The 23,499-nt window shown below is 35.9% G+C and carries 19 protein-coding genes; 11 read left to right on the top strand and 8 right to left on the bottom strand.

Translation table 11 applies throughout. The annotated features are described in order from the left end of the window. Nucleotides 1-167: 167 nt before the first annotated feature. From fldA to cls, 5 genes are all read left to right on the top strand, one after another. Nucleotides 168-680 (top strand): flavodoxin FldA, encoded by a 513-nt coding sequence (gene fldA / locus H3T83_RS01305; protein ID WP_034902105.1) that lies wholly within the window; start codon nucleotides 168-170, stop codon nucleotides 678-680. Nucleotides 681-758: 78 nt separating this feature from the next. Continuing rightward, a complete protein-coding gene (gene fur, locus H3T83_RS01300; RefSeq protein ID WP_034902110.1) occupies nucleotides 759-1,217 on the top strand; it encodes a ferric iron uptake transcriptional regulator in 459 nt (152 codons plus the stop codon). Between the two features lie 69 nt (nucleotides 1,218-1,286). Further along, nucleotides 1,287-1,829 carry an inner membrane-spanning protein YciB gene (locus H3T83_RS01295; RefSeq protein WP_198214861.1) on the top strand — a complete coding sequence of 181 codons (543 nt, stop codon included), beginning with the start codon at nucleotides 1,287-1,289 and terminating at the stop codon, nucleotides 1,827-1,829. Between the two features lie 27 nt (nucleotides 1,830-1,856). Next, nucleotides 1,857-2,315 (top strand): acyl-CoA thioester hydrolase YciA, encoded by a 459-nt coding sequence (gene yciA, locus H3T83_RS01290; RefSeq protein ID WP_086364318.1) that lies wholly within the window; start codon nucleotides 1,857-1,859, stop codon nucleotides 2,313-2,315. 5 nt (nucleotides 2,316-2,320) lie between these two features. Continuing rightward, entirely contained in the window at nucleotides 2,321-3,784 is a 1,464-nt protein-coding gene (gene cls, locus H3T83_RS01285) for a cardiolipin synthase (protein WP_065614485.1), read from the top strand. A 33-nt stretch (nucleotides 3,785-3,817) separates the two neighbouring features. On the opposite strand, the gene cpdA is transcribed toward cls, so the two are convergent. Both cpdA and nudF read right to left on the bottom strand, forming a co-directional pair. Then, entirely contained in the window at nucleotides 3,818-4,648 is an 831-nt protein-coding gene (gene cpdA / locus H3T83_RS01280; protein ID WP_198214860.1) for a 3',5'-cyclic-AMP phosphodiesterase, read from the bottom strand. 161 nt (nucleotides 4,649-4,809) lie between these two features. Further along, nucleotides 4,810-5,439 (bottom strand): ADP-ribose diphosphatase, encoded by a 630-nt coding sequence (gene nudF, locus H3T83_RS01275; protein WP_034902117.1) that lies wholly within the window; start codon nucleotides 5,437-5,439, stop codon nucleotides 4,810-4,812. Nucleotides 5,440-5,579: 140 nt separating this feature from the next. On the opposite strand from nudF, the gene tolC reads away from it, so the two are divergent. Further along, nucleotides 5,580-6,926, top strand: coding sequence for an outer membrane channel protein TolC (gene tolC / locus H3T83_RS01270; RefSeq protein ID WP_065650751.1), 1,347 nt, complete (start codon nucleotides 5,580-5,582; stop codon nucleotides 6,924-6,926). A 112-nt stretch (nucleotides 6,927-7,038) separates the two neighbouring features. Here the strand turns inward: tolC and H3T83_RS01265 are convergent, their stop codons facing one another. Next, nucleotides 7,039-7,929 carry a LysR family transcriptional regulator gene (locus tag H3T83_RS01265; RefSeq protein ID WP_146207904.1) on the bottom strand — a complete coding sequence of 297 codons (891 nt, stop codon included), beginning with the start codon at nucleotides 7,927-7,929 and terminating at the stop codon, nucleotides 7,039-7,041. Nucleotides 7,930-8,031: 102 nt separating this feature from the next. Here H3T83_RS01265 and H3T83_RS01260 point away from each other — a divergent pair, with 102 nt between their 5' ends. Continuing rightward, nucleotides 8,032-8,697, top strand: a complete 666-nt coding sequence (locus H3T83_RS01260; protein WP_110453105.1) for an NADPH-dependent F420 reductase — start codon at nucleotides 8,032-8,034, stop codon at nucleotides 8,695-8,697. A 116-nt stretch (nucleotides 8,698-8,813) separates the two neighbouring features. Next, nucleotides 8,814-9,599, top strand: coding sequence for an SDR family oxidoreductase (locus tag H3T83_RS01255; protein WP_198214859.1), 786 nt, complete (start codon nucleotides 8,814-8,816; stop codon nucleotides 9,597-9,599). Nucleotides 9,600-9,968: 369 nt separating this feature from the next. Here the strand turns inward: H3T83_RS01255 and H3T83_RS01250 are convergent, their stop codons facing one another. The 3 genes from H3T83_RS01250 to H3T83_RS01240 all read right to left on the bottom strand — a co-directional run bounded on the left by H3T83_RS01250 (nucleotide 9,969) and on the right by H3T83_RS01240 (nucleotide 16,710). Then, entirely contained in the window at nucleotides 9,969-11,345 is a 1,377-nt protein-coding gene (locus H3T83_RS01250; RefSeq protein ID WP_198214858.1) for a hypothetical protein, read from the bottom strand. Nucleotides 11,346-13,080: 1,735 nt separating this feature from the next. Next, nucleotides 13,081-14,514 carry a hypothetical protein gene (locus H3T83_RS01245; protein ID WP_198214857.1) on the bottom strand — a complete coding sequence of 478 codons (1,434 nt, stop codon included), beginning with the start codon at nucleotides 14,512-14,514 and terminating at the stop codon, nucleotides 13,081-13,083. A gap of 819 nt (nucleotides 14,515-15,333) precedes the next feature. Then, nucleotides 15,334-16,710 (bottom strand): hypothetical protein, encoded by a 1,377-nt coding sequence (locus H3T83_RS01240; protein ID WP_198214856.1) that lies wholly within the window; start codon nucleotides 16,708-16,710, stop codon nucleotides 15,334-15,336. Nucleotides 16,711-16,715: 5 nt separating this feature from the next. Here H3T83_RS01240 and H3T83_RS01235 point away from each other — a divergent pair, with 5 nt between their 5' ends. Further along, nucleotides 16,716-16,859, top strand: coding sequence for a hypothetical protein (locus tag H3T83_RS01235; RefSeq protein WP_198214855.1), 144 nt, complete (start codon nucleotides 16,716-16,718; stop codon nucleotides 16,857-16,859). A gap of 795 nt (nucleotides 16,860-17,654) precedes the next feature. Here the strand turns inward: H3T83_RS01235 and metG are convergent. Then, nucleotides 17,655-19,682 (bottom strand): methionine--tRNA ligase, encoded by a 2,028-nt coding sequence (gene metG / locus H3T83_RS01230; protein ID WP_198214854.1) that lies wholly within the window; start codon nucleotides 19,680-19,682, stop codon nucleotides 17,655-17,657. A gap of 254 nt (nucleotides 19,683-19,936) precedes the next feature. Here metG and apbC point away from each other — a divergent pair, with 254 nt between their 5' ends. Then, on the top strand, nucleotides 19,937-21,004 hold the full coding sequence (apbC, locus tag H3T83_RS01225; protein ID WP_198214853.1) for an iron-sulfur cluster carrier protein ApbC: 1,068 nt from the start codon (nucleotides 19,937-19,939) through the stop codon (nucleotides 21,002-21,004). A gap of 75 nt (nucleotides 21,005-21,079) precedes the next feature. Here the strand turns inward: apbC and H3T83_RS01220 are convergent, their stop codons facing one another. Continuing rightward, nucleotides 21,080-21,820 (bottom strand): phosphatase PAP2 family protein, encoded by a 741-nt coding sequence (locus tag H3T83_RS01220; RefSeq protein ID WP_198214852.1) that lies wholly within the window; start codon nucleotides 21,818-21,820, stop codon nucleotides 21,080-21,082. Nucleotides 21,821-22,334: 514 nt separating this feature from the next. Between H3T83_RS01220 and H3T83_RS01215 the strand changes: the two genes are divergently transcribed. Continuing rightward, nucleotides 22,335-23,498: a sugar transporter gene (locus tag H3T83_RS01215; RefSeq protein WP_198214851.1), complete on the top strand. Its 1,164-nt coding sequence runs from the start codon at nucleotides 22,335-22,337 to the stop codon at nucleotides 23,496-23,498. Nucleotide 23,499 lies beyond the last annotated feature (1 nt).

Below are 23,499 nucleotides of genomic sequence, written 5' to 3'. Positions count from 1 at the left end.
CAAAGCTCTGATTGCCAAAAATAGTGGCTAATTTTAATGCAAGATGTAAAAATTGTGTAGTAAATAATTACTTATGTTTATAGTAATTGAGAATTATTGCTGATACCTACCGACAATGATATACTCATAAAATATATTGATATTGTAAAAACAGTAAAGGTAAAAATATGACACAAGTTGGAATTTTTTTTGGTAGTGACACCGGTAATACAGAGAATGTAGCTAAACAAATCCAACAAATTTTAGGTACAGATAAAGCAGATCTTTTCGATATTGCAAAAACTACTAAAGAACATATCGAAAAATATGATTGCTTGTTTTTTGGTATCCCAACTTGGTATTACGGTGAATCTCAAGCTGATTGGGACGATTTTTTCCCTAATTTAGAACAAATTAATTTTAATGGTAAAACTGTAGCAATTTTTGGCTGTGGTGATCAAGAAGATTACGCTGAATATTTCTGTGATGCAATGGGAACAATTCGCGATATTATCGAACCTAAAGGGGCAAAAATTGTTGGTCATTGGTCGACAGAAGGATACAGCTTTGAAGCATCGAAAAGTTTAGTTGATGATAATCATTTTGTTGGTTTAGCCATTGATGAAGATCGTCAACCAGAATTAACCGAAGAACGTATTAATAATTGGGTAAAACAAGTAAAAACCGAAATGAATATTTGATCTATCAAAGTGATTTATTTTATTTTCCGTACATATTTTTGTAATATGTTTTATTAAACAACTCAACTGGAATGTAATATGACGAATCATGATAAAGATAATAATGCAGCACTGAAAAGTGCCGGCTTAAAGGTTACCTTACCACGATTAAAAATTTTAGAATTATTACGAGACCCTTCATGCCAACATATTACTGTAGAAGATCTTTATAAAAAACTACTTGATATGGGCGAAGAAATTGGCCTTGCAACGGTTTATCGAGTATTGAATCAATTTGACGATGCCGGAATTGTAACTCGTCATAATTTTGAAGGTGGCAGAGCTGTTTTTGAACTTGCCTCACAAAAACACCACGATCATTTAATTTGTTTAGATTGTGGCGAAGTGTTTGAATTTCGAGACGAAATAATTAATCAACGTCAAAAAGAAATCGCAGAACAATATGGCGTTACCCTCACTTTTCATAGCTTATACCTTTACGGACATTGTAAGGCTGGTAACTGTAAAGCTCATCCGGAACTTCATACTAAAAAATAAGCCTATTTTATAGGCTTTTTTTACTTATTAAGAATAATACATACTTTTATCTGTCAGGTTAATAATCACATGAAGCAGCTTTTAAATTATATCCCTCTTCTTATATTTTTTATTTTTTTAACGATTTACAATATTTTTGTCGGTGTCCAAGCATTAATGATTGCTGCAACAATATCTTTTTTAACTATCCTTATTATCTATAAAAAAGTTAATAAAGTTGAGCTGATATCTTATCTGATGGTGATGATTTTTGGTGGAATAACACTTTATACAAAAGATTCAAATATTATGAAATGGAAAGTGACCATTATTAACTTTTTATTTGCTACTGCTTTATCTGTTAGTCAGTTTATTTTCAAGAAAAATCTAATACAAAAAATATTAGCTAAAGAGATACAGCTTGATATAACAGTCTGGAATAAGTTAAATCTGATGTGGATTGTATTTTTTATTGCCTGTGGAACTTTCAGTTTAATTGCAACATATTATGTAGCAGATGACTTCTTCTGGATTATTAAAATATTTATTTTACCGGCAGCATCATTAATAATGTCTTTAATATCGGGAATTTATATTTACCGAAATATGAGTAAGACTACTGAAAATAGATAAGATTATACTGGTAGGAGTATTAACAACATGACACAAAATGATAACAACCCTAAAGGACAATTAGTATTACGAACCTTAGCTATGCCGGCAGACACTAATCCACATGGCCATATTTTTGGTGGATGGATCATGTCGCAAATGGACTTAGCTGGTGGTATTTTAGCTAAAGAAATTGCCAAAAGAAGAGTCGTGACAGTTAATGCCAGTAGTATTACTTTTCACAAACCGGCAATGGTTGGCGACGTAGTATGTTGTTATGCTCATTGTATAAAAACTGGCACTACCTCGATTACCATCGAAATTGAAGTTTGGATTAAAAAAGTAACCGATTCAGAAATTGCTACACAGCGTTTTCGTATCACTGATGCTACTTTTACCTATGTTTCTGTAGATAAACACAATAATCCAAAACCTTTGCCAGAAATATTTCAACATTATGATTGTACTAAAGATCCTATTAGCAAATTAAACTTAACTTATAGCTGATAAATATGCAATTTACATCATTCCATGCATTAATAAGTACATTAATTTTTCTCGTTTACTGGTTGCTTATTGTGTCGACCACGCTACGTATTGTCTTCAAAAGAAGACCAACTACTTATGTGATTGCATGGATGTTGGTCATTTATATATTACCTATTATTGGCATTATTCTTTACTTCGCCTTAGGCGAAACCCACTTAGGGCAACAGCGAGCTAAGCGTGCGCAAAAAATGCGCCCAACTATCGCCAAATTTATTAATCAATTAAGCGCTTTCCCAGACATTTTTACTGCTAAAGTAAGCCAGGTCAGTAAGCCTATTTTTCAACTTTGTAAACATCAAACAGGACTTGATGGTATAAAAGGTAATCATATTGAATTATTAAGTGATACCGACACAATTTTTAATCGTCTTATTGACGATATCAATAATGCCAACTCCAACATAGAAATGGTATTTTATATCTGGAATGAAGGCGGTAAAGCGGATGATGTTGAACAAGCACTAATACAAGCCACACAAAGAGGCGTTACCTGTCGATTAATGATTGATTCAGCAGGAAGTAGACATTTTATTCGATCGAAAGCCTGCCAAAGAATGCGTGATGCAGGTATTATCATTATAGAGGCGTTACAAGTTAATCTATTAAGATTTATGTTTAGACGACTTGATTTGCGTCAACACCGTAAGGTAGCCATAATAGATAACTATATCTCCTATACCGGAAGTATGAATATTGTTGACCCTAGATTCTTCAAACAAAATAAGCATGTTGGAGAATGGGTTGATATCATGATTAGAATGAATGGACCGGTTACCACCTTAATGGGGGCTATATACGCTAGTGATTGGGAACTTGAAACAGGTAAATATTTAGCCCTTCCACAAATCACTGATTTTGCCGAACCACCAGAAGAAAAGAAACATATTATGCAGCTTATTCCTTCTGGCCCTGGTTATACCGAAAACATGATCCATCAAGTGTTATTGACAGCAATTTATTCTGCTCAAGAACAAATTATTTTTACTACACCTTATTTAGTACCTAGTGATGATATTTTACATGCAATATGTACTGCCGCCCAACGTGGTGTTGAAGTCATCATCATTACGCCGAAAAAGAACGACTCATTAATGGTAAAATGGGCTAGTCGAGCTTTCTTTTCGGAATTATTAAGTAGTGGCGTTAAACTTTATCAATTTAATGATAATTTATTACATACAAAAAGTGTTCTAATTGATAATCAACTTAGTCTAGTTGGAACGGTTAATTTAGATATGCGCAGTTTATGGTTGAATTTTGAAATTACTACTGTAATTGATGACGCTCAATTTGCCAAATCACTATCACAGCTACTAAAACAATATTTATCACAGTCAGAAGAAATTAATATCCAAAAATGGAAAAAGCGACCGATCTGGCAGCGGGTTATTGAACGATTATTTTACTTTTTTGCCCCTTTACTCTAATCAATTTGAAAAAATTAACGCGCAAAAAATACCCTAATAACCTTTTTGTGATATATCGGGTAAAAATTGATTATCCACAATACGAAAAACGTTAGATTCAATCACTCCATCTTGATTAAGAATAATTTCTCGCCACCCAGGTGCATCTGCATTAGATAACTGAAAATCATAACAATTAGGTTTAAATTGAAAACATGTAGAAGGCGTCGAAAATGCATGGCAATTATGCCAAATATGATCTTGTTGTTGGTGAATATGTCCCCACCCTACTCCTTTTATATTAGGGAAACGTTTGATAATTTCTTCAAGTTTATAACTATTTTTTAAAATATGTTCATCCAGCCAATCACAACCCGAAGGAATCGGATGATGATGTAAAAATACTAGGGCATTTTTATCGGTATGCGCAGTTAAAGTATTTTGTAAAAACTGCAATTCAGATTCAGGTAGCATTCCATAAGCCTTACCCACCACTTGACTATTTAATAACACAATTAGCCAGTTATCACCGAGTAATATACTTTTATTTTCAGCAAGTTGATAATTCGAAAATACCTCTTGCATATAACTATAGTTATCATGATTACCCGCTAACCAAACACATGGTGTAGCAAACTTTTGAATTTGCTCAGCAAAGCGTGCATATGATTTCTTAGCACCATCTTGGACAAAATCACCTGTTGCCACAATCAAATCAAACTTCTTATTGCTGCGCTCAATTTCAGCAATAACTGATAAAAAACTGGCATTTGACTTAACGCCTAGCAATGCGCCATTATCATCAGCAAACAGATGCGTATCGGTAATATGCAGTATTTTTGCACAATGCTTATTACGTATTTGAAGCTTTAAAAGTGACTCCAAAATCTACCTCTATCATTTATTATATGAAATCATGTCAGCAATAGAATTGATATTGTGATCAACATCACAATTTTTATTTTTAAATCATGATGTTAACTTAAATTGTAAAATAAATTCTATTTTTAGGAAAGTAATAATTGCTTAGTTTAACAAAAAACTGCTTATTTCCATTCATTCTTTAATGTCAGATGATTAAGTTGTAACCACTGTAGCGCAATAATTGAGGCGGCATTATTTATTACCCCTTCTTCAACCCATTTATACGCTTGTTCACGACTCACCACATGAACCTTAATATCTTCGTTCTCTTCAGCCAAGCCATGTACACCTTTTGCGGTCGAAGAATCAACTTGACCAACTAAAATATGCAACTGCTCAGTTAAGCCACCTGGTGAGGCTAAATAACTTATGATCGGCTTACATTGTCCAATGACTATACCCGCTTCTTCCATAGCTTCTCGTCTTGCAACTTCTTCTGTCGACTCATTCTCATGATCCATCATGCCAGCAATCAACTCTAATATCCATGGACTAGCTTGGGTATCAATCGCTGCAATACGAATTTGTTCAATAAGGACGACTTCATCTCGTTTATCATCATAAGCTAAAAGTACCACCGCATGACCACGTTCTAAAATTTCACGCGAAACCATTTCACTCACTGAACCATCAAATTTACGATATTGAAAACGATATTCAAACAACGAAAAAAAACCTTTATATAAAATTCGTTTAGTTAAATTAAACACATCTTTTTTGTTAAAAATTACTGGAGTAGGTTTATATTTCATATTAAGTTCTCGATTTTAAGCTAAATTTTAATAAAAAGTGCGAATAACTAATATGGACACTTTCTATATGCTAATTATCTGTTAAAATTATGCAATTGAAAAATATTATTCTATTTTATTGCTTTTAAAGAGAAAGATTGATGAAAAAAACTTTAACCTTTTTAATTGGCTTAGCATTAAGTCAATCTGTATTTGCTGAAAACTTAGTTCAAGTTTATGAACAAGCAAAAGAAACCAATCCAGATTTACGCAGTTCATTGGCTGAAAAAGATAAAGCTTATTCAGCAATTTCAGGTTCTCGTGCAAGCTTATTGCCACAAGTAGGCTTAAGTGCTTCTTATGGAGTAGCCCATGGACGTCGAGACAATAGTGGAATTAAGACTAAAAGCGGTAGCTTATATCAAGTCGCAGTCTCGCAAAGTATCTTCAATTTTTCTAATTGGAAAGCTTTAGATATCACGAAAAAACAAGCAACTATTGCAGATATTTCTTACCAATACCAAGGCCAAACATTAATTTTAAACACTTCTGTTGCTTACTTCAATGTACTTAAATGCCTTGATGCATTAAGCTTTATCGATGCTCAGAAAAAAGCAATTGGTCGTCAATTAGAACAAACTCGTCAACAACATCAAGTCGGTTTAGTAGCTATTACCGATGTACAAAACGCGCAAGCAAATTACGATTTAACGGTAGCGCAACAAGTTAACGCATTAAATGATTTAAATAACGCGATTGAATCATTGCGTCAAGTAAGTGGTCGCTTTTATTCTAAGCTAGCCAGTGTTGATACCAAAACTTTTAAAACTCAAGCACCAACACAAATTAACACACTGTTAAAACAATCTGAAACCGCCAATCTTAACTTACTAACTATGAAGTTAAATCAAGAGATTGCTCGTGATCAAATAAAAATGGCACAATCAGGTTTTATGCCTACGGCAAGTCTTGATGCCTCCACTAACTTAAATAAATCTGATAGCTATGGTAACACCAATTATCAACGTCATACCGCTGGCAAAAAATATTCAGGGGATAATAGAGTTGGTGTGAGTGTAAGTTTACCGCTTTTCTCTGGTGGGGCGACCGTATCACAAGTGCAACAAGCACAACATAATTTTGTCAGTTTTAGTGAAAAACTTGAAAGTACTAATCGTAGTGTGATTAACCAAGTTCGCTCATCTTATAACAATATTTCATCATCAATTAGTGCGATTAAAGCTTATCAACAAGCGGTGGTTTCTGCACAAAGTTCATTAGAAGCCACATCTTCTGGTTATCAAGTAGGTACGCGTACTATTGTTGATGTACTTAATGCCACCACACAACTTTATAGCTCAAAACGCAATCTATCCGATGCTAAATACAACTATTTAACTAGCTTATTACAGTTGAAATATGCTGTTGGTACTTTAACTGCAAGTGATTTAGTTTACTTAAACAACATGTTAGGTAAAGAAGTTAGTACCATTGCAACGATAAAATAATCGACTATATAGTTTGATTAAACATAAAGAAGCGATCATCAGATCGCTTTTTCTATTTTGGGTGATTAATTTATCTAATTTAACTCTATTACCAAGTGTATTGCAAAATATATCAAGACATAGCATTAACCATAAACTCAATAAACATCTTAAGTTTAGGAAGTTGCTGTTTATCAGATTTATAAAGTAGATGAACTTCTCTTGCTGGTGGTAAAAAATCTTGTAATATTGGAAATAATTTATTCTGACGAATAAGCTCACTTAGCATTGATTGGGGTAACATAGTTATACCCAAACCTTCGACAGCGGCATTTGCTAAAGCTAAAGTATCATTACTTTTTAAGGTTCCTGATACAGGGATTTTGATTACCTTTCCATTAATACTAAAAGGCCAAAGATAATCTTTTTTAGTAGCATTGACATATTGATAAATTAAACACTGATGTTTTTTTATGTCATTAGGCGTTACCGGTATACCATTTTTAGCAAGATAAGTTGGTGAAGCTGCAAAAATAAGTTTGTAAGAATTGAGTTTACGAGCAATATAACTTGAATTAGATAATTCGCCAATTCTAAAAACAATATCAAAATCATCTTTGACTAAATCGACATAGCGATCACTTAATTGAAGATCTACATTGACTTTTGGATAGCATCTCATAAAACGACTAAGCACAGAAATTAAATTAAAATGTCCATAACTCACTGGCGCACTAATTCGAAGCCGACCTTTAGGTTCCTCAATAAATTGTTGCGCTAATGTTTTTGAGCTTTTCACTTCATCAAGGATGAATAAACACTTTTCATAATATTGTTTACCAAACTCAGTTAACTTTTGCGACCGTGTTGTACGATTAAGTAATTTTAAGCCTAAATAATCTTCTAAAAATACCACATATTTGGCGATCATTTGTGGTGATGTATTTAGTGAAATGGCTGAAGCTGCAAATGAACCTGTTTTTACGGTCAATACAAAAGCTTCCATACTTCTTAAAAGATCCACATTACCAACCTCCAGTTGTTAATAAAACAATTTTGATATCATTTATTCTCTTTTATTTTAAGAGAATAATATAACAAATTCATTTATGACTTAGGAATTAATATGTTAAAAAAAATTGGAATTATCGGAGCTGGATTTGTTGGTCAAGCTTGGGCTAAATTATTTATTCAAACTGGATATCAAGTCATGTTGTGTAACTCACGAGATAAAAACACATTATTTAGTGTAGCAAGCAGCTTGGGGTGTGAAATTGGTAGTCAAGAAGAAACAATTGATTTCAGTGATATTATTCTAGTTGCAATTCCTTTTATCAATTATCAACAATTGCCAACAGATCTTCTCAGTAATAAGATCGTTCTTGATACAATGAATTACTACCCAGATCGTGATGGACACATGGAACAATTAGATTCCTATCAAACAACCACAAGTGAATTAGTCGCCCAGCATCTTTGTAAATCAAAAATAGTTAAAGTATTTAATGCCATTCTTGCTAGAGATATATTGAAAGATGCAAAACCAAATGATAAAACAAATCGAAGAGCACTTCCTATCGCAGGTAATGATGATTTAGCAAAACAAACTGTATATGAATTAATTAATCAAGTCGGATTTGACTATATCGATGTAGGAGAGTTATCTGAAAGTTGGCGTTTTGAACGTGCTAAACCAGCTTATTGTGTACCACTCAATCTTAAGCAATTACAGCAGGCATTATCTAAAGCAGATAGAAAACTTGAATTACCGCATAACTCATGGAAATCGTAAGTTAAAATTTAAAACCCTATCATCTTAATATCTTTACAATTACAGATGATTTTTAAGAAGTTAATTTAATAATTAAGCAAAATTAAGTAATAATTTTAAAAATGGATATGAAAAAAATGGACAAAACAGATTTAAGATATACAGTCATTACTGGTGCTAGCTCGGGAATAGGTTATGCAACGGCAATCGCATTTGCCAAAAGAAACAAAAATCTGATAGTAATTGCTCGAAGAAAAGAAAATTTAGAATCATTAAAACAACAAATAGCAGAAATAAATCCCAAAGTTGAAGTTATTATAAAAGTTTGTGATTTAACCAACACACAGTCTAATTATCATTTATTCAATGAATTAGAGAATTATTTTATCGAAACTTGGATTAATAATGCTGGTTTTGGTCATTATGGCAGTGTAAATGATCAAGATTTAACAAAAATCGAATCCATGCTGCATTTAAATATTGAAGCATTAACCATTCTATCAACACTTTATGTACGTAAATATAAAGATCAAGCAAATACTCAGTTGATTAATATATCATCTCGCGGCGGCTATACCATTGTGCCAAATGCTGTTACCTATTGCGCAACAAAATTTTATGTTAATGCATTCACTGAAGGGCTTGCTCAAGAACTAATACAAGCTAAAGCCCAATTAAGAGCAAAAGTACTTGCTCCGGCGGCAACACAAACAGAATTTGGCAAAAAAGCCAATAATGTTGATGAATATGATTATGATAAAAGTTTTGCTAAATATCATTCTGCCGATCAAATGGCTGAATTTTTATTAGCCCTTTATGATAGCAACAAAATCATTGGCGAGATCAGTACGAAGGATTTTTCATTCAGTTTAAAAGATAGTATCTTTCCTTATTCTGGTAATCCAGCAGAAAATCAGAAATAAACAATCGAATATAAGCGATTAAAGTGATTTTTGGGGTTTCAAAAACCCCGTTCCTCAAAATTTTTTGGTTGTTTGAGTTTCGGACGTTGTTGTTTTGTGGTTGTTTCTATACGGTGATTACGTCCGAGTTAAGAGGGTTGGCGCCAACCCTCTTTACAATCTCCCGCGGCGACCACGCAAGTGGTCACGATGTGACTGCCTTCCGCCTTCGTTCGCTCTTAACGCTCCTTGCCAAACATCCCTGTTTGCCATGCTAACCTCTCTCAGTTGTCAGCACATTGCGGATGTCGCACCACAAAATCGTTTTTATCGTCCTAACGTTATTTTTCTTATCCTTAGCTTCAATACCTAAGAACTAAGAAATAATAGCTAAGGATAGACACAGACTTCGAGGGGGGGGGTCGAAGCACCCCACACTGGACCATCCGCTTCAACCGAAAAATATTTATCGACACTAGTTGTTGGGTTATTATTCCGATCAGCCGTCCGATAGCCGCCGCCGGCGATGAAGAAATTAGAATCCCTGCCCAACCATCCCCATTCCGAGAACAATCCTCCACCAATGTGACGGCGGAAATAATTATCAGGTGACGAAGGCGTTGCCCCTACTGCACCTTGGCACCAAGAACCACTATTCCTTCCGCGACAAGACGCATTAGTTAATTCTAGAACCTTAGGTATACGATATCCTATATTAGTACACCAACGTGTTGCACCAGACCAAGCTTCATAATCACCACGATTAACAAACCACTGCTTTAACTTAAATCCATATTTGACCACCGCATTACCACTGCTATCACGACCAACTAACTCAAATACCTGCGGTAAAGAGGGTTTGGCGATTTCACCTGGATTACGTAAAAACCATTGCGAGCGTGTAGAAAAAGGACCCGTTAGGGTGACTCGAACGCTAGTACTTGTTGAATCGGTCATCGTTGCCGTAATACCACCATGCGAAACCGGAGCCCAAGATAAGGCCTGATTATTACCACCAATATCTAAATCAAAATACACATTATTAGCACCAGTAGTCGGGAAGTTTAAATCATAAGACGACGGCGTAACTGACTGTGTTAGAAAACCCTTATCAGGGTTCCAAACGGCAGCAGAAAGACCTTCCTGTTTAGAGCCGTAGATTTCTACTAAGCTAGGTCTTGCATAACAAATCACTGGCGCTGCCTTAGGATTAATATAATAAGTGGCATTACCTGCCGTAAAACGACTTTCATTAGGTACACCATAACGTGTTGTTAATCTACCGCCATCATTAGATAAGGTTAATTTATATGGCGCTTTACAAATAGTCAGTACTTCATTACGGGCAACAGCTCGATTATTTTTATCGACAATAGATAAATTTAAACTACCGGTAGCGGTGATACCATCAATCCCCTGACCATCACCATCATCATCTCCCCAATAATTATAAGGTGTGCCAATAAGTGAACTTAATGCAATAGAATCAGTATTCGTTGGTACTAACATACCAATATCATTAAAACTCTGACCAATAACAGGTAAAATGATAGGATTGTCACTTGAATTAGTGGTTGTGGGGGTGAATGTTCTACCATCAGAAAGGGATATCCCGAGTAGCGCTGCGGTATTTGTTACCCGGGTACGACCACCATCAAAGGTTAAATAAGGTGCTGAACCATAAATGATATTGGTCGTTTTAGTGGTTAATGCATAGTTAGAAAAAGAGATAGACTGTAAAACAACCACGGTTAATATGAAAACCATCGGCCGAGATAAAAAGGTTAAACCAAGAAATTTTGAAAAATTTTGCCGGAATTTCGGAAATTTTGGAAATTGTCGAAATAATAAACTACTGTGAAATAATAAACTACTGTGAAATAATAAACGGTGTGAGCTTAATTTTAGAGAGGTGAAATTATAGGTTGGGCAGGTTGCGTGTTGCGTGTTGCGTGTTGAAAATTATAATCCATATCAGATATCCTTGTCAATCCAATTTTATGATTTATTTAAAATTTTAAGCCTAACGGCACAAAATTTATCCATTCGTATAAATATGCTATAAAAGTATAGTGATTGCAAAAAACCATGCAACTTTTTTTGATGGTTTAATTGTTAACTTTTGTAAAGATTAATGTAATATTATGTCTTAATTACTCCTTTAAAACCAATTTCGGAGAAACTTTAGGGGGATTTTTAGGCTTTAAAAACCCCGTTCCTCAACTTTTTTTGGTTACTAGTTGATTTTATAACTAGCGTTAGCGATTTATTGGATGGATTTTGGTTTTAAAAACCCCTTTCCGCAAATTTTTTTGGTTACTAGCTGATGTTATAACTAACGTTAACGATTTATTGGATGGATTTTGGCTTTAAAAACCCCTTTCCTCGAATTTTTTGGTTGTTTGAGTTTCGGACGTTTGTTGTTTTGCGGTTGTTTCTATACGGTGATTACGTCCGAGTTAAGAGGGTTGGCGCGAACCCTCTTTACAATCTCCCGCGGCGACCACGCAAGTGGTCACGATGTGACTGCCTTTCGCCTTCGTTCGGTCTTAACGCACCGGCTGTGATTTGTTCCTGACAAAGCACCGCCTTGGCAAACATCCCTGTTTGCCATGCTAACCTCACTCAGTTGTCAGCACATTGCGAATGTCGCTAAATGAGAAGCATCAAACTGATTGATAAAAATAAACTTTTATTATTGGAACTAGCTGATGTTATAACTGACGTTAGCGATTTATTGGATGGATTTTGGCTTTAAAAACCTCGTTCCTCAAAATTTTTAGTTCTTTATTTTTTTGTTCTTTGAATTTCGGACGTTTTGTTGTTTTGTGGTTGTTTCTATACGGCGATTACGTCCGAGTTAAGAGGGTTGCCGCGAACCCTCTTTACAATCTCCCGCGGCGACCACGCAACTGGTCACTACGTGACTGCCTTCCGCCTTCGTTCGGTCTTAACGCACCGGCTGTGATTTGTTCCTGACAAAGCACCGCCTTGGCAAACATCCCTGTTTGCCATGCTAACCTCTCTCAGTTGTCAGCACGTTGCGAATGTCGCTAAATTAAATACACCAAACTTATTTGGCAAAATACACTTTAATTATTGGAACTAGCTGATGTTATAACTAACGTTAGCGATTTATTGGATGGATTTTGGCTTTAAAAACCCCGTTCCTCAAAATTTTTAGTTCTTTATTTTTTGGTTGTTTGAGTTTCGGACGTTTGTTGTTTTGCGGTTGTTTTTATACGGTGAATACGTCCGAGTTAAGAGGGTTGCCGCCAACCCTCTTTACAATCTCCCGCGGCGACCACGCAAGTGGTCACGATGTGACTGCCTTCCGCCTTCGTTCGGTCTTAACGCTCCTTGCCAAACATCCCTGTTTGCCATGCTAACCTCACTCAGTTGTCAGCACATTGCCAATGTCGCACCACAAAATCGATTTTTATCGCCCTAATGTTATTTTTCTTATCCTTGGCTTCAATACCTAAGAAATAAGAAATAATAGCTAAGGATAGACACAGACTCCGCCATAGGCTCCTGAGGTGTGAGGATATATATATATTTGACCCAAATTCCCATTACGACCACCAGTATCGAAAACCGAAAGAATATTAGTTGAATTCGGGTTATTAGTACCCGCCACCGTATCTTGCGTACAATAAGGAGCATTATGAAGGAATTTGCTAGAGTCGTCAGAGGTGGCAAAGTTATTGTTCATAGTCCCCCATTCCGAGAACAATCCTCCACCAATGTGACGACGAACCATATTATCAGGTGACGAAGGCGTTGCCGTTAATGCATTTATTTCATTTGCATAATCTTCACAAATCCCTGTATTATCTCTCAGACAGGACGCATTAGTTAAATCCCTGACCTTTGGAAGACGGTATCCAATCTTATTACACCAAGATTCCATACTAGGATAGTAATAATAGCTCATATATCCACGACTAACAAACCACTGCTTTAACACAAATCCATATTTAACCACCGCATTACCCCTACTATCACGACCGACTAACTCAAATGTCTGCGGTAAAGATGGTCTACCGATTCTACCTGGATTATCTGAGTACGATGTAGCAACAGGACCCGTTAGGGTGACTCGAACGCTGGTACTTGTTGAATTGGTCATCGTCGCCGTAATACCACCATGAGAAACCGGCGCCCAAGATAAGGCCTGATTAGTGCCGGCAATAAATAAACTAAAACCAATTTTATGAACACCAGTAGTTGGGAAGTTTGAACCATAATACGACGGTGTAACTGACTGTGGTAGAAAACCCTTCCAAGTTTTCCAAACGGCCTCAGACAAACCGATATACCCACCTAAGGCAGGTCTTGCATAACAAATCACTGGCGCTGCCTTAGGTTTAATATAATAAGTGGCAGTCCTTGGCTCAAAACGACTTTCATTAGGTACCCCATAACGTGTTGTTAATCTACCTCCATCATTAGATAAGGTTAATCTATATGGCGCTCTATCGTCACAAAAAGTCAGCACGTGATTACGGGCAACAGGATTATTGAATTTATCAACAATAGATAAATTTAAACTACCGGTAGCGGTGACACCATTAACTCCCTGACCATCGCCATCATCATCCCCCCAATAATTATAAGGTGTTCCAATAAGTGAACTTAATGCAATAGAATTAGTATCCCATGGTACTAACATACCAATATCATTAAAACTCTGACCAACAACAGGTAACTCGATAGGATTGTAATAACTCGAATTATTGGTTGTCGGAGTAAATGTTCTACCATCAGAAAGGGATATCCTGAGTAGCGCTTCGGTATTTGTTACCCGGGTACGACCACCATCAAAGGTTAAATAAGGTGCTGAGCCATAAATAATATTGGTCGTTGTAGTGGTTAATGCATAATTAGCAAAAGAGATAGACTGTAAAGCAACTACGGTTAAAACCAAAACCATCGGCCGAGATAAAAAGGCTAAACTAAGAAATTTTGAAAAATTTTGCCGGAATTTCGGAAATTTTGGAAATTGTCGAAATAATAAACTGCGGTGAAATAATAAACGGTATGAGCTTAACTTTAGAAAGGTGAAATTATAGGTTGGGCAGGTTGTGTGTTGTGTGTTGTGTGTTGAAAATTATAATCCATATCAGATATCCTTGTCAATCCAATTTTATGATTTATTTAAAATTTTAAGCCTAATGGCATAAAATTTATCCATTCGTATAAATATGCTATAAAAGTATAGTGATTGCAAAAAACCATGCAACTTTTTTTGATGGTTTAATTGTTAACTTTTGTAAAGATCAATGTAATATTACCGCTTAATTACTCGCTTAAAACCGATTTTGGGGAAACTTTAGGGGATTTTTGGGCTTCAAAAACCCCGTTCCTCAAAATTTTTAGTTCTTTATTTTTTAGTTGTTTGAATTTCGGACGTTTTGTTGTTTGGTGACTAGTTCTATACGGTGAATACGTCCGAGTTAAGAGGGTTGGCGCCAACCCTCTTTACAATCTCCCGCGGCGACTACGCAAGTGGTCACGATGTGACTGCCTTCCGCCTTCGTTCGCTTTTAACGCTCCTTGCCAAACATCCCTGTTTGCCATGCTAACCTCACTCAGTTGTCAGCACATTGCCAATGTCGCGCCACAAAATCGCTTTTTATCGCCGACTTCGTCAGCGTCAACACCATTGCCTTGGCAGGGCAATGTTTGTTTAATGTCCTAACATTATTTTTCTTATCCTCAGCTTCAATTCCTAAGAACTAAGAAATAATAGCTAAGGATAGACACAGACTCCGCCGGGATTTGACAAAAATTCGGAATCGGAATGCACGTCACCATGCGCGTCAACGTTAACATAAAAAGGCTCTTGACGACTACCCACCCTATCTTGCGTCCAAACTCTGGGGTGGAAGTTGACATAATAACGGTACACATTCCCCCATTCCGAGAGAAATCCTGCACCAATGTGATGCCGGAAATAATTACCATCTGACGAAGGCGTTGCACCTACTGCACCTTGACAGTCAGGACCTGAACCGTATCCCTGACAAGTCGCATTTGTTAAATCCCTGACCTTTGGAACACGGTATCCTCCAATCTTATTACACCAAGATTCTAGATTAGAATAGGTACTTCTATAATAACCACGATTAACAAACCACTGCTTTAACTTAAATCCATATTTGACCACCGCATTACCACTGCTATCACGACCGACTAACTCAAATGTCTGCGGTAAAGATGGTCTATCGATTCTATCTGGATTATCTGATTTCTGTTGATTAAGGTCTGTAACAGCAGGACCCGTTAGGGTGAATCGAACGTAGTGGTGTCCATTAAGGCCGATACTTTCATTGGTCATAGTAGCAGTAATACCACCATGAGAAACCGGCGCCCAAGATAAAGCCTGATTAGTGCCGGCAATATCTAACCTAAAATGCAACCTATGAGCACCAGTAGTCGGGAAGTTTAAACCATAAGACGATGGTGTAACTGACTGTGGTAGATAACCCTTACCATATACCCAAATGGCATCAGAAAGACCTTCCACATGAACATAAAAAGGCAATACAAAACAAATCACTGGCGATGGCTTAGGTTTAATATAATAAGTGGCATTATCTGCACTAAAACGACTTTCATTAGGTACTCCATAACGTGTTTTTAATGTACCGTTAGTATTAGATAAGGTTAATCTATAAGGTGCTCTATCGTTATTACAACTAGTCAGCACTTCATTACGGGCAACAGGATTATTGTCTTTATCAACAATAGATAATTTTAAACTACCGGTAGCGGTGATACCATTAACTCCTTGACCATCACCATCATCATCACCCCAATAATTATACGGTGCGCCAATAAGTGAACTTAATGCAATAGAATCAGTATTCCTTGGTACCAACATACCAATATCATTAAAACTCTGACCAGCAACCGGTAACTCAATAGGATTGTCTAAACTTGAATTATTGGTTGTCGGAGTAAATGTTCTTCCATCAGAAAGCGATATCCCGAGTAGCGCTTCAGTATTTGTGACCCGAGTTCGACCACCATCAAAGGTTAAATAAGGTGCTGAGCCATAAATAATATTGGTCGTTTTAGTGGTTAATGCATAATTAGAAAAAGAGATAGACAGTAAAACAACCACGGTTAATGCGAAAACTATCTGCCGAGATAAAAAGGCTAAACCAAGAAATTTTGAAAAATTTTGCTGAAATTTTGGGAATTTTGGAAATTGCTGAAATAATAAACTGCGGTGAAATAATAAACGGTGTGAGCTTAACTTTAGAGAGGTGAAATTATAGGTTGGGCAGGTTGCGTGTTGCGTGTTGCGTGTTGAAAATTATAATCCATATCAGATATCCTTGTCAATCCAATTTTATGATTTATTTAAAATTTTAAGCCTAATGGCATAAAATTTATCCATTCGTATAAATATGCTATAGAAGTATAGTGATTGCAAAAAACCATGCAACTTATTTAGGCTGTTAAATTGTTAATTTTTGTAAAGTTTAACGTAATATTATGTTTTAATTACGCCCTTAAAACCAATTTCGGAGAAACTTTAGGGGGATTTTTGGGCTTTAAAAACCCCGTTCCTCAACTTTTTTTGGTTACTAGCTGATGTTATAACTAGCGTTAGCGATTTATTGGATGGATTTTGCGTTTTAAAAACCCCGTTCCTCAATTTTTTTTATTCTTTTAGTTTCGGACGTTTTGTTGTTTGGTGGTTGTTTCTATACGGTGATTACGTCCGAGTTAAGAGGGTTGCCGCGAACCCTCTTTACAATCTCCCGCGGCGACTACGCAAGTGGTCACGATGTGACTGCCTTCCGCCTTCGTTCGGTCTTAACGCTCCTTGCCAAACATCCCTGTTTGCCATGCTAACCTCTCTCAGTTGTCAGCACATTGCCAATGTCGCTAAATTAAATACACCAAACTTATTTGCCAAAATAAACTTTTATTATTGGGTTTAGCAAACGATCAATTGAGCAACAGAACTAACTTCTATTTGTAATATTATTTTACTTAAGCATCTTAACAAGCCTAATAGCTTGTTAAGATGCAGATTAAAGAATTGATTACATATCTTTACGAGATTCGCATCCCCGGTTTAGCACCACTATCTGGTGATAATAGATAAACACCTTCATTGTCATCTTTACCACTAGCACAAAGAACCATCCCCTCTGAAACACCAAAACGCATCTTACGAGGTGCCAAGTTAGCAATCATAATAGTTAAACGACCAATTAATACTTCTGGTTCAGGATAGTATTGTTTGATACCTGAAAAAACATTACGGGTTTCATCACCAATATCTAACGTTAATTGCAATAATTTATCTGAACCTTCAACAAAACTGGCGTTTTTGATTAAGGCAACGCGCATATCTACTTTAGCAAAATCGTCAAAATTTATAGTTTCCGCAATTGGTTCGGCTACCTTTTCTTTTGCTGGTGTAGTTGCTGCAGCTTGCTGTTTAGTTTCTTCAATCATGGTTGTTATTTTATCCATATCAATTCGGTTGAATAACGCTTTAAAACTGTTAATTTTATGACCGGTTAAGGCTTTATCAATTGTATGCCATTGTAATTGACTATTTAAAAATGCTTCACTACGTTCAGCTAATGAAGGTACGATAGGTTTTAAATAGGTCATTAAAATACGGAATAAATGGATCCCCATTGAACAAATATCTTGTAATTGCTGATCTTGCCCTTCTTGTTTAGCAACCACCCATGGCGCTTTTTCATCAATGTAGCGGTTAGCTTCGTCAGCTAAAGCCATAATTTCACGTACCGCTTTACCTGACTCTCGTTTTTCAAAAGCATCAGCAATAACTTGCGATTTTTCGACAAATAAGGCGTAAAGTTCTGGTGCAGCAATATTATCAGATAATTTGCCGTCGAATCTTTTACTAATAAATCCAGCCGAACGTGATGCGATGTTAACCACTTTATTTACCAAATCGCTATTAACTCGTTGAACAAAATCTTCAAGATTAAGATCAATATCATCAATATGTGGCGACAATTTAGCGGCATAATAGTAACGTAAACAATCTGGATCCAGATGTTTTAGATAGGTACTTGCTTGAATAAAAGTACCACGTGATTTTGACATTTTAGCGCCATCAACGGTTACATAACCGTGTACAAAAATATTTGATGGTTTGCGATGTTCACTACCATCTAGCATTGCTGGCCAAAATAAACTATGGAAATAAACAATATCTTTACCAATAAAATGATAAAGCTCGGTGGTTGAATCTTTATTCCAGAACTCATCAAAAATCGCTTTATTATTTTTATTACAATAGTTAAGGAAAGATCCCATATAGCCAATTGGCGCATCTAACCAAACATAAAAATATTTACCCGGTGCATCAGGAATTTCAAAACCAAAATATGGTGCATCACGACTGATATCCCAAGGTTGTAGACCTGCTTCAAACCATTCTTGCATCTTATTAGCAACTTGTTCTTGTAATGTACCTGAACGTATCCACGTTTGTAACATTGTGGCAAACTCAGGTAAATCAAAGAAGAAATGCTCAGATTGTTTCAAAATTGGCGTCGCACCAGAAACAACCGATTTAGGATCAATTAAATCAGTAGGATTATAAGTCGCACTACATACTTCACAATTGTCGCCATATTGGTCTGGAGCTTTACAACGAGGACAAGTACCTTTTACAAAACGATCTGGTAAAAACATCTGTTTTTCAGGGTCAAACAGTTGTGAAATAACCTTAGTTTTAATATAACCATTCGCTTTTAAACGTTTATATATTTGTTCTGATATTTCACGATTTTCAGGGCTATGGGTTGAATGATAATTATCAAAACTAATGTTAAATCCGGCAAAATCACGTTGGTGTTCGACTTTTACTTCAGCGATCATCTGCTCAGGAGTGATGCCTAATTGCTGAGCTTTCAACATAATCGGCGTTCCATGCGCATCATCGGCACAAATAAAATAGATTTCATTGCCACGCATGCGCTGGTAGCGAACCCATACATCAGCTTGAATATGTTCAAGCATATGACCTAAGTGAATTGAACCGTTTGCGTATGGAAGCGCACAAGTCACCAATATTTTGCGTTGAGTTGTCATGTTAAATTATTACCTTTAATTTCATAATGGCAGAAATAGTACAACAATCGTGTGATTATCGCTAGATTTATGCCATAATTTGCCTAAATTTCTTTATAAAACCAATCAATTTTGGACTGGTTATATTTTTATTGGAATGTAAAAAACGATAATTTTGTAATTTATTGTCCATTAAAGTTATTGATAATATCTATAACAAATTGAAGTAAAATAACTGAATATATACCAACGAGCTAGATACAAGGTCTATTAACATGGAAGCAAAAAAAATTCTTGAGAATTTTCGTCACCCTACTCTACAGAAAAATCTGATTGAACTTGGGGCTATTTCCCAATGTGAACGGGTTAATCAAGAACTAATGATTAGCTTGACCATGCCTTTTGCTTGGCAAACTGGTTTTGAAGATCTGAAAACAACAGTTACGCCATTATTACTTAAATTAGATGGTGTTGAAAATGTGAATTGGAATATTAACTATAATATTGCCACATTAAAGCGAGCCAATAGTCATCATGCTATTAATAATATCAAAAATATTATTGCGATAAGTTCCGGTAAAGGGGGAGTTGGTAAATCCTCAACTGCAGTTAATTTAGCTTTAGCGTTACAAAAACAAGGGGCTAAAGTGGGTATTTTAGATGCTGATATTTATGGCCCGTCAATCCCAACCATGCTTGGCACTGAAAAAGAACAACCATTAACGCCTGACAATAAACATATGTCAGCAATTATGGCTTATGGCCTTGCTAGTAATTCAATTGGCTATTTAGTTGCTGCCGATGGTGCGATGGTTTGGCGCGGACCAATGGCAAGTAAAGCGCTTTTGCAAATTTTACAAGATACACTGTGGCCTGAACTTGATTATTTGGTTATTGATATGCCACCAGGCACTGGTGATATCCAATTAACATTGGCGCAAAACATTCCTGTTACAGCAGCGGTTATTGTTACCACACCACAAGATATTGCATTAATTGATGCGCAAAAAGGCATCACGATGTTTAATAAAGTGAATATTCCAACTCTTGGTATTATTGAAAATATGAGTTATCACATCTGTGAAAATTGTGGTCACCATGAAGCGATTTTTGGTGAGGATGGTGCTAAGCGTCTAGCTGAAAAATACCAAACAAAATTACTTGGTCAAATGCCGCTGCACCGTTTATTACGCCAAGATCTTGATTCTGGACAACCAACAGTAGTCAGTCATCCTGATAGTGAATTTACGCAATTATATTGTAATATTGCCGCACAAGTTGCTAGTCAACTGTATTGGCAAGGAGAAACAATTTTGCCGGATATATCATTTAAGGCGCTATAACGGAAATTAATATTGGTTGTTAAAGGATAACAACCAATATAAGAAAATGATTTAGTTACCACAAACACCCTATAGCTATTGAAATTGATTCAGTTCAGCTTTTGCTTTAGCTAATTGTTCAATAAATGCAGAATTAGTATGTAACTGTGCAACTACTGCCGCCGCCATGACTCTTGCCGCATCAATGTCACTTTGCCAATGATAACCACAAATAACTCGGCTTTCACCAACTTCGTAACCTCGTTTTAAAATTTCATTTTGCCGTGCAGGATTAATTTCAGCTAAGACCAATGCTATAGCAAATCCCATTGTAGTATGTCCGGAAGGATATGAACCATTGGTCGATAACGTTTTTTCGTCTTCAGGGCGACAAGTGGCTTCATTAAAGAATGAGAATGGTCTAATGCGGTTGTAATATTGTTTAGCCGATCGAGTTGCTAGATCGCCAGCATCTTCTTTCATTGTGGTAATAAGTTTATAAATCTCAGGCGAGGTATCAATTGAAATATCATATCCAAAAGCGGCTGAAAACTGTTTAGTAACATTATCTTTACTCGAATCAGCATCAAGATAAGCTTGTTTACCTCGCTCAGTATTTCGCATGGATTTTCCCCAATCATACATGGCTTTATCTCTTAAAAAATCAACGCTATTAAAGGCTGGTGGTGGCGGTAATAAATGTAAACTATCTGGCGCTTGTTCTTGGGTAAGATAAAAATCATTCGGATTTGTGGTTACATCTTTAACCTCAATGGCATGGATACTAAAACAAAATAAAATAGATACTACTAATGAATATAAAAACTTTTTACGCATAAATATCTCCTAAGTACTATTTTAATTAGTGATGACAACGCAACTTAATAGAACCAATAAAGAAACGGCAAGTTTTATATAATGGGATTAGCAATAATTATTATAAATACAGTACAGTTTGATAATAAAACAGTAAACACTAGTTAGCAAAATTTTTTTATGAAGAACAGCACATTACTATTGATTGCTGAAGATTTTTGATAACCGCATAATTTATGGCGATGAATAAACAAGTTGTATAATATTTTGACTATGAATATTGCTATTAAGCGATAATTTTATCCTTGAACATAAAAAACACTGCTCCGAGCAAGCATAAACTAGCCCAAATATAATCGGTTTTAAATGATTCTTTTAATACTTTTATATGTTTTAATGTCGCAAAATAGCTCACTGATTAAACAAAAAAATAACTAATTTAATCTGATGATTTATTTGCCATCATTGTTTAATAGTCAATAATATTCAGCTATAATCAGCTTATTGAATCTCAATCCCTTCTATAACATTAATCATGAATAATGCTAATAAACGGTCTCGAATCTGGTCGTCGATTCTCTGCCTTGCCCTTGCTGCGTTTATATTCAATACCACAGAGTTTGTACCAGTTGGATTACTGCCGAATATTGCTGAAAGTTTTTCGATGGATGTTGCGCATGCCGGGCTATTATTAACTATTTATGCTTGGGCGGTATCGTTATTATCTTTACCTTTAACGGTATTAACCGCAAAAATGGAACGCCGTAAACTACTTATATTTCTATTTTGTTTATTTATTGCTAGTCACATCTTGGCTGGCTTTGCTTGGAGTTTTTATAGTTTAATGGTTGCTAGAATCGGTATTGCTTGCGCCCATGCGGTATTTTGGGCCATTACCACGCCTTTAGCGGTTCGATTAGCACCCAATGGTAAAAAAGCTAAAGCGATGGGCTTTATTGTGGTTGGCACCTCAATGGCAACAGTATTAGGGATTCCTATTGGAACAATGATCGGCCAATTGGTTGGCTGGCGAGTCACATTTTTATGTATCGGGTTTATCGCATTTTGTGTAATGGCTTCATTACTTTGTTTATTACCAGCTGTGCCTAGTATGAACACAATTTCACTAAAAGCCATTCCTAAAGTACTTCAACGACCTGTATTACTAAATATTTATTTGTTAACTGCTATTATTATTACCGGCCATTTTACCGCTTATACTTATATAACGCCATTTATGCTTAATGTTGGTGGCTTTAGTGAACAAATTGTCGTGAGCTTATTATTAGCTGTCGGTTTTTCAGGCATGATTGGTAGTTTAATTTTTGCCAAATATTCCGAACCACATCCAACCGCCATCTTAGTTATGCCGGTGATATTATTAATTATTTGTTTATTATCGCTTTATGTTTGTTCTTTTAGTCTCATAACCGCAATACTACAAGGTATGGTTTGGGGGCTTGCGATTACCATTATTGGTATGGTGATGCAGAGTAAAGTTATTGATGCTGCACCTGATGCAGCTGATATTGCGACCTCGGTTTATTCGGGTATTTATAATATCGGTATCGGTGGTGGCGCCTTTGTCGGCAGCCAAGTATTGGTTTACTTATCCACTCATTATATTGGTTTTGTTGGTGCTATTTTTGTGATTATAGCGCTAATACTCTTTTACTTTTTATCCAAAAAAACTTGGTAGT

It is taken from the genome of Gilliamella sp. M0320 (genome assembly GCF_016101635.1).
Classification (GTDB): Bacteria; Pseudomonadota; Gammaproteobacteria; order Enterobacterales; family Orbaceae; genus Gilliamella; species Gilliamella apis.
This window is presented reverse-complemented; position numbering and strand designations above follow the sequence as displayed.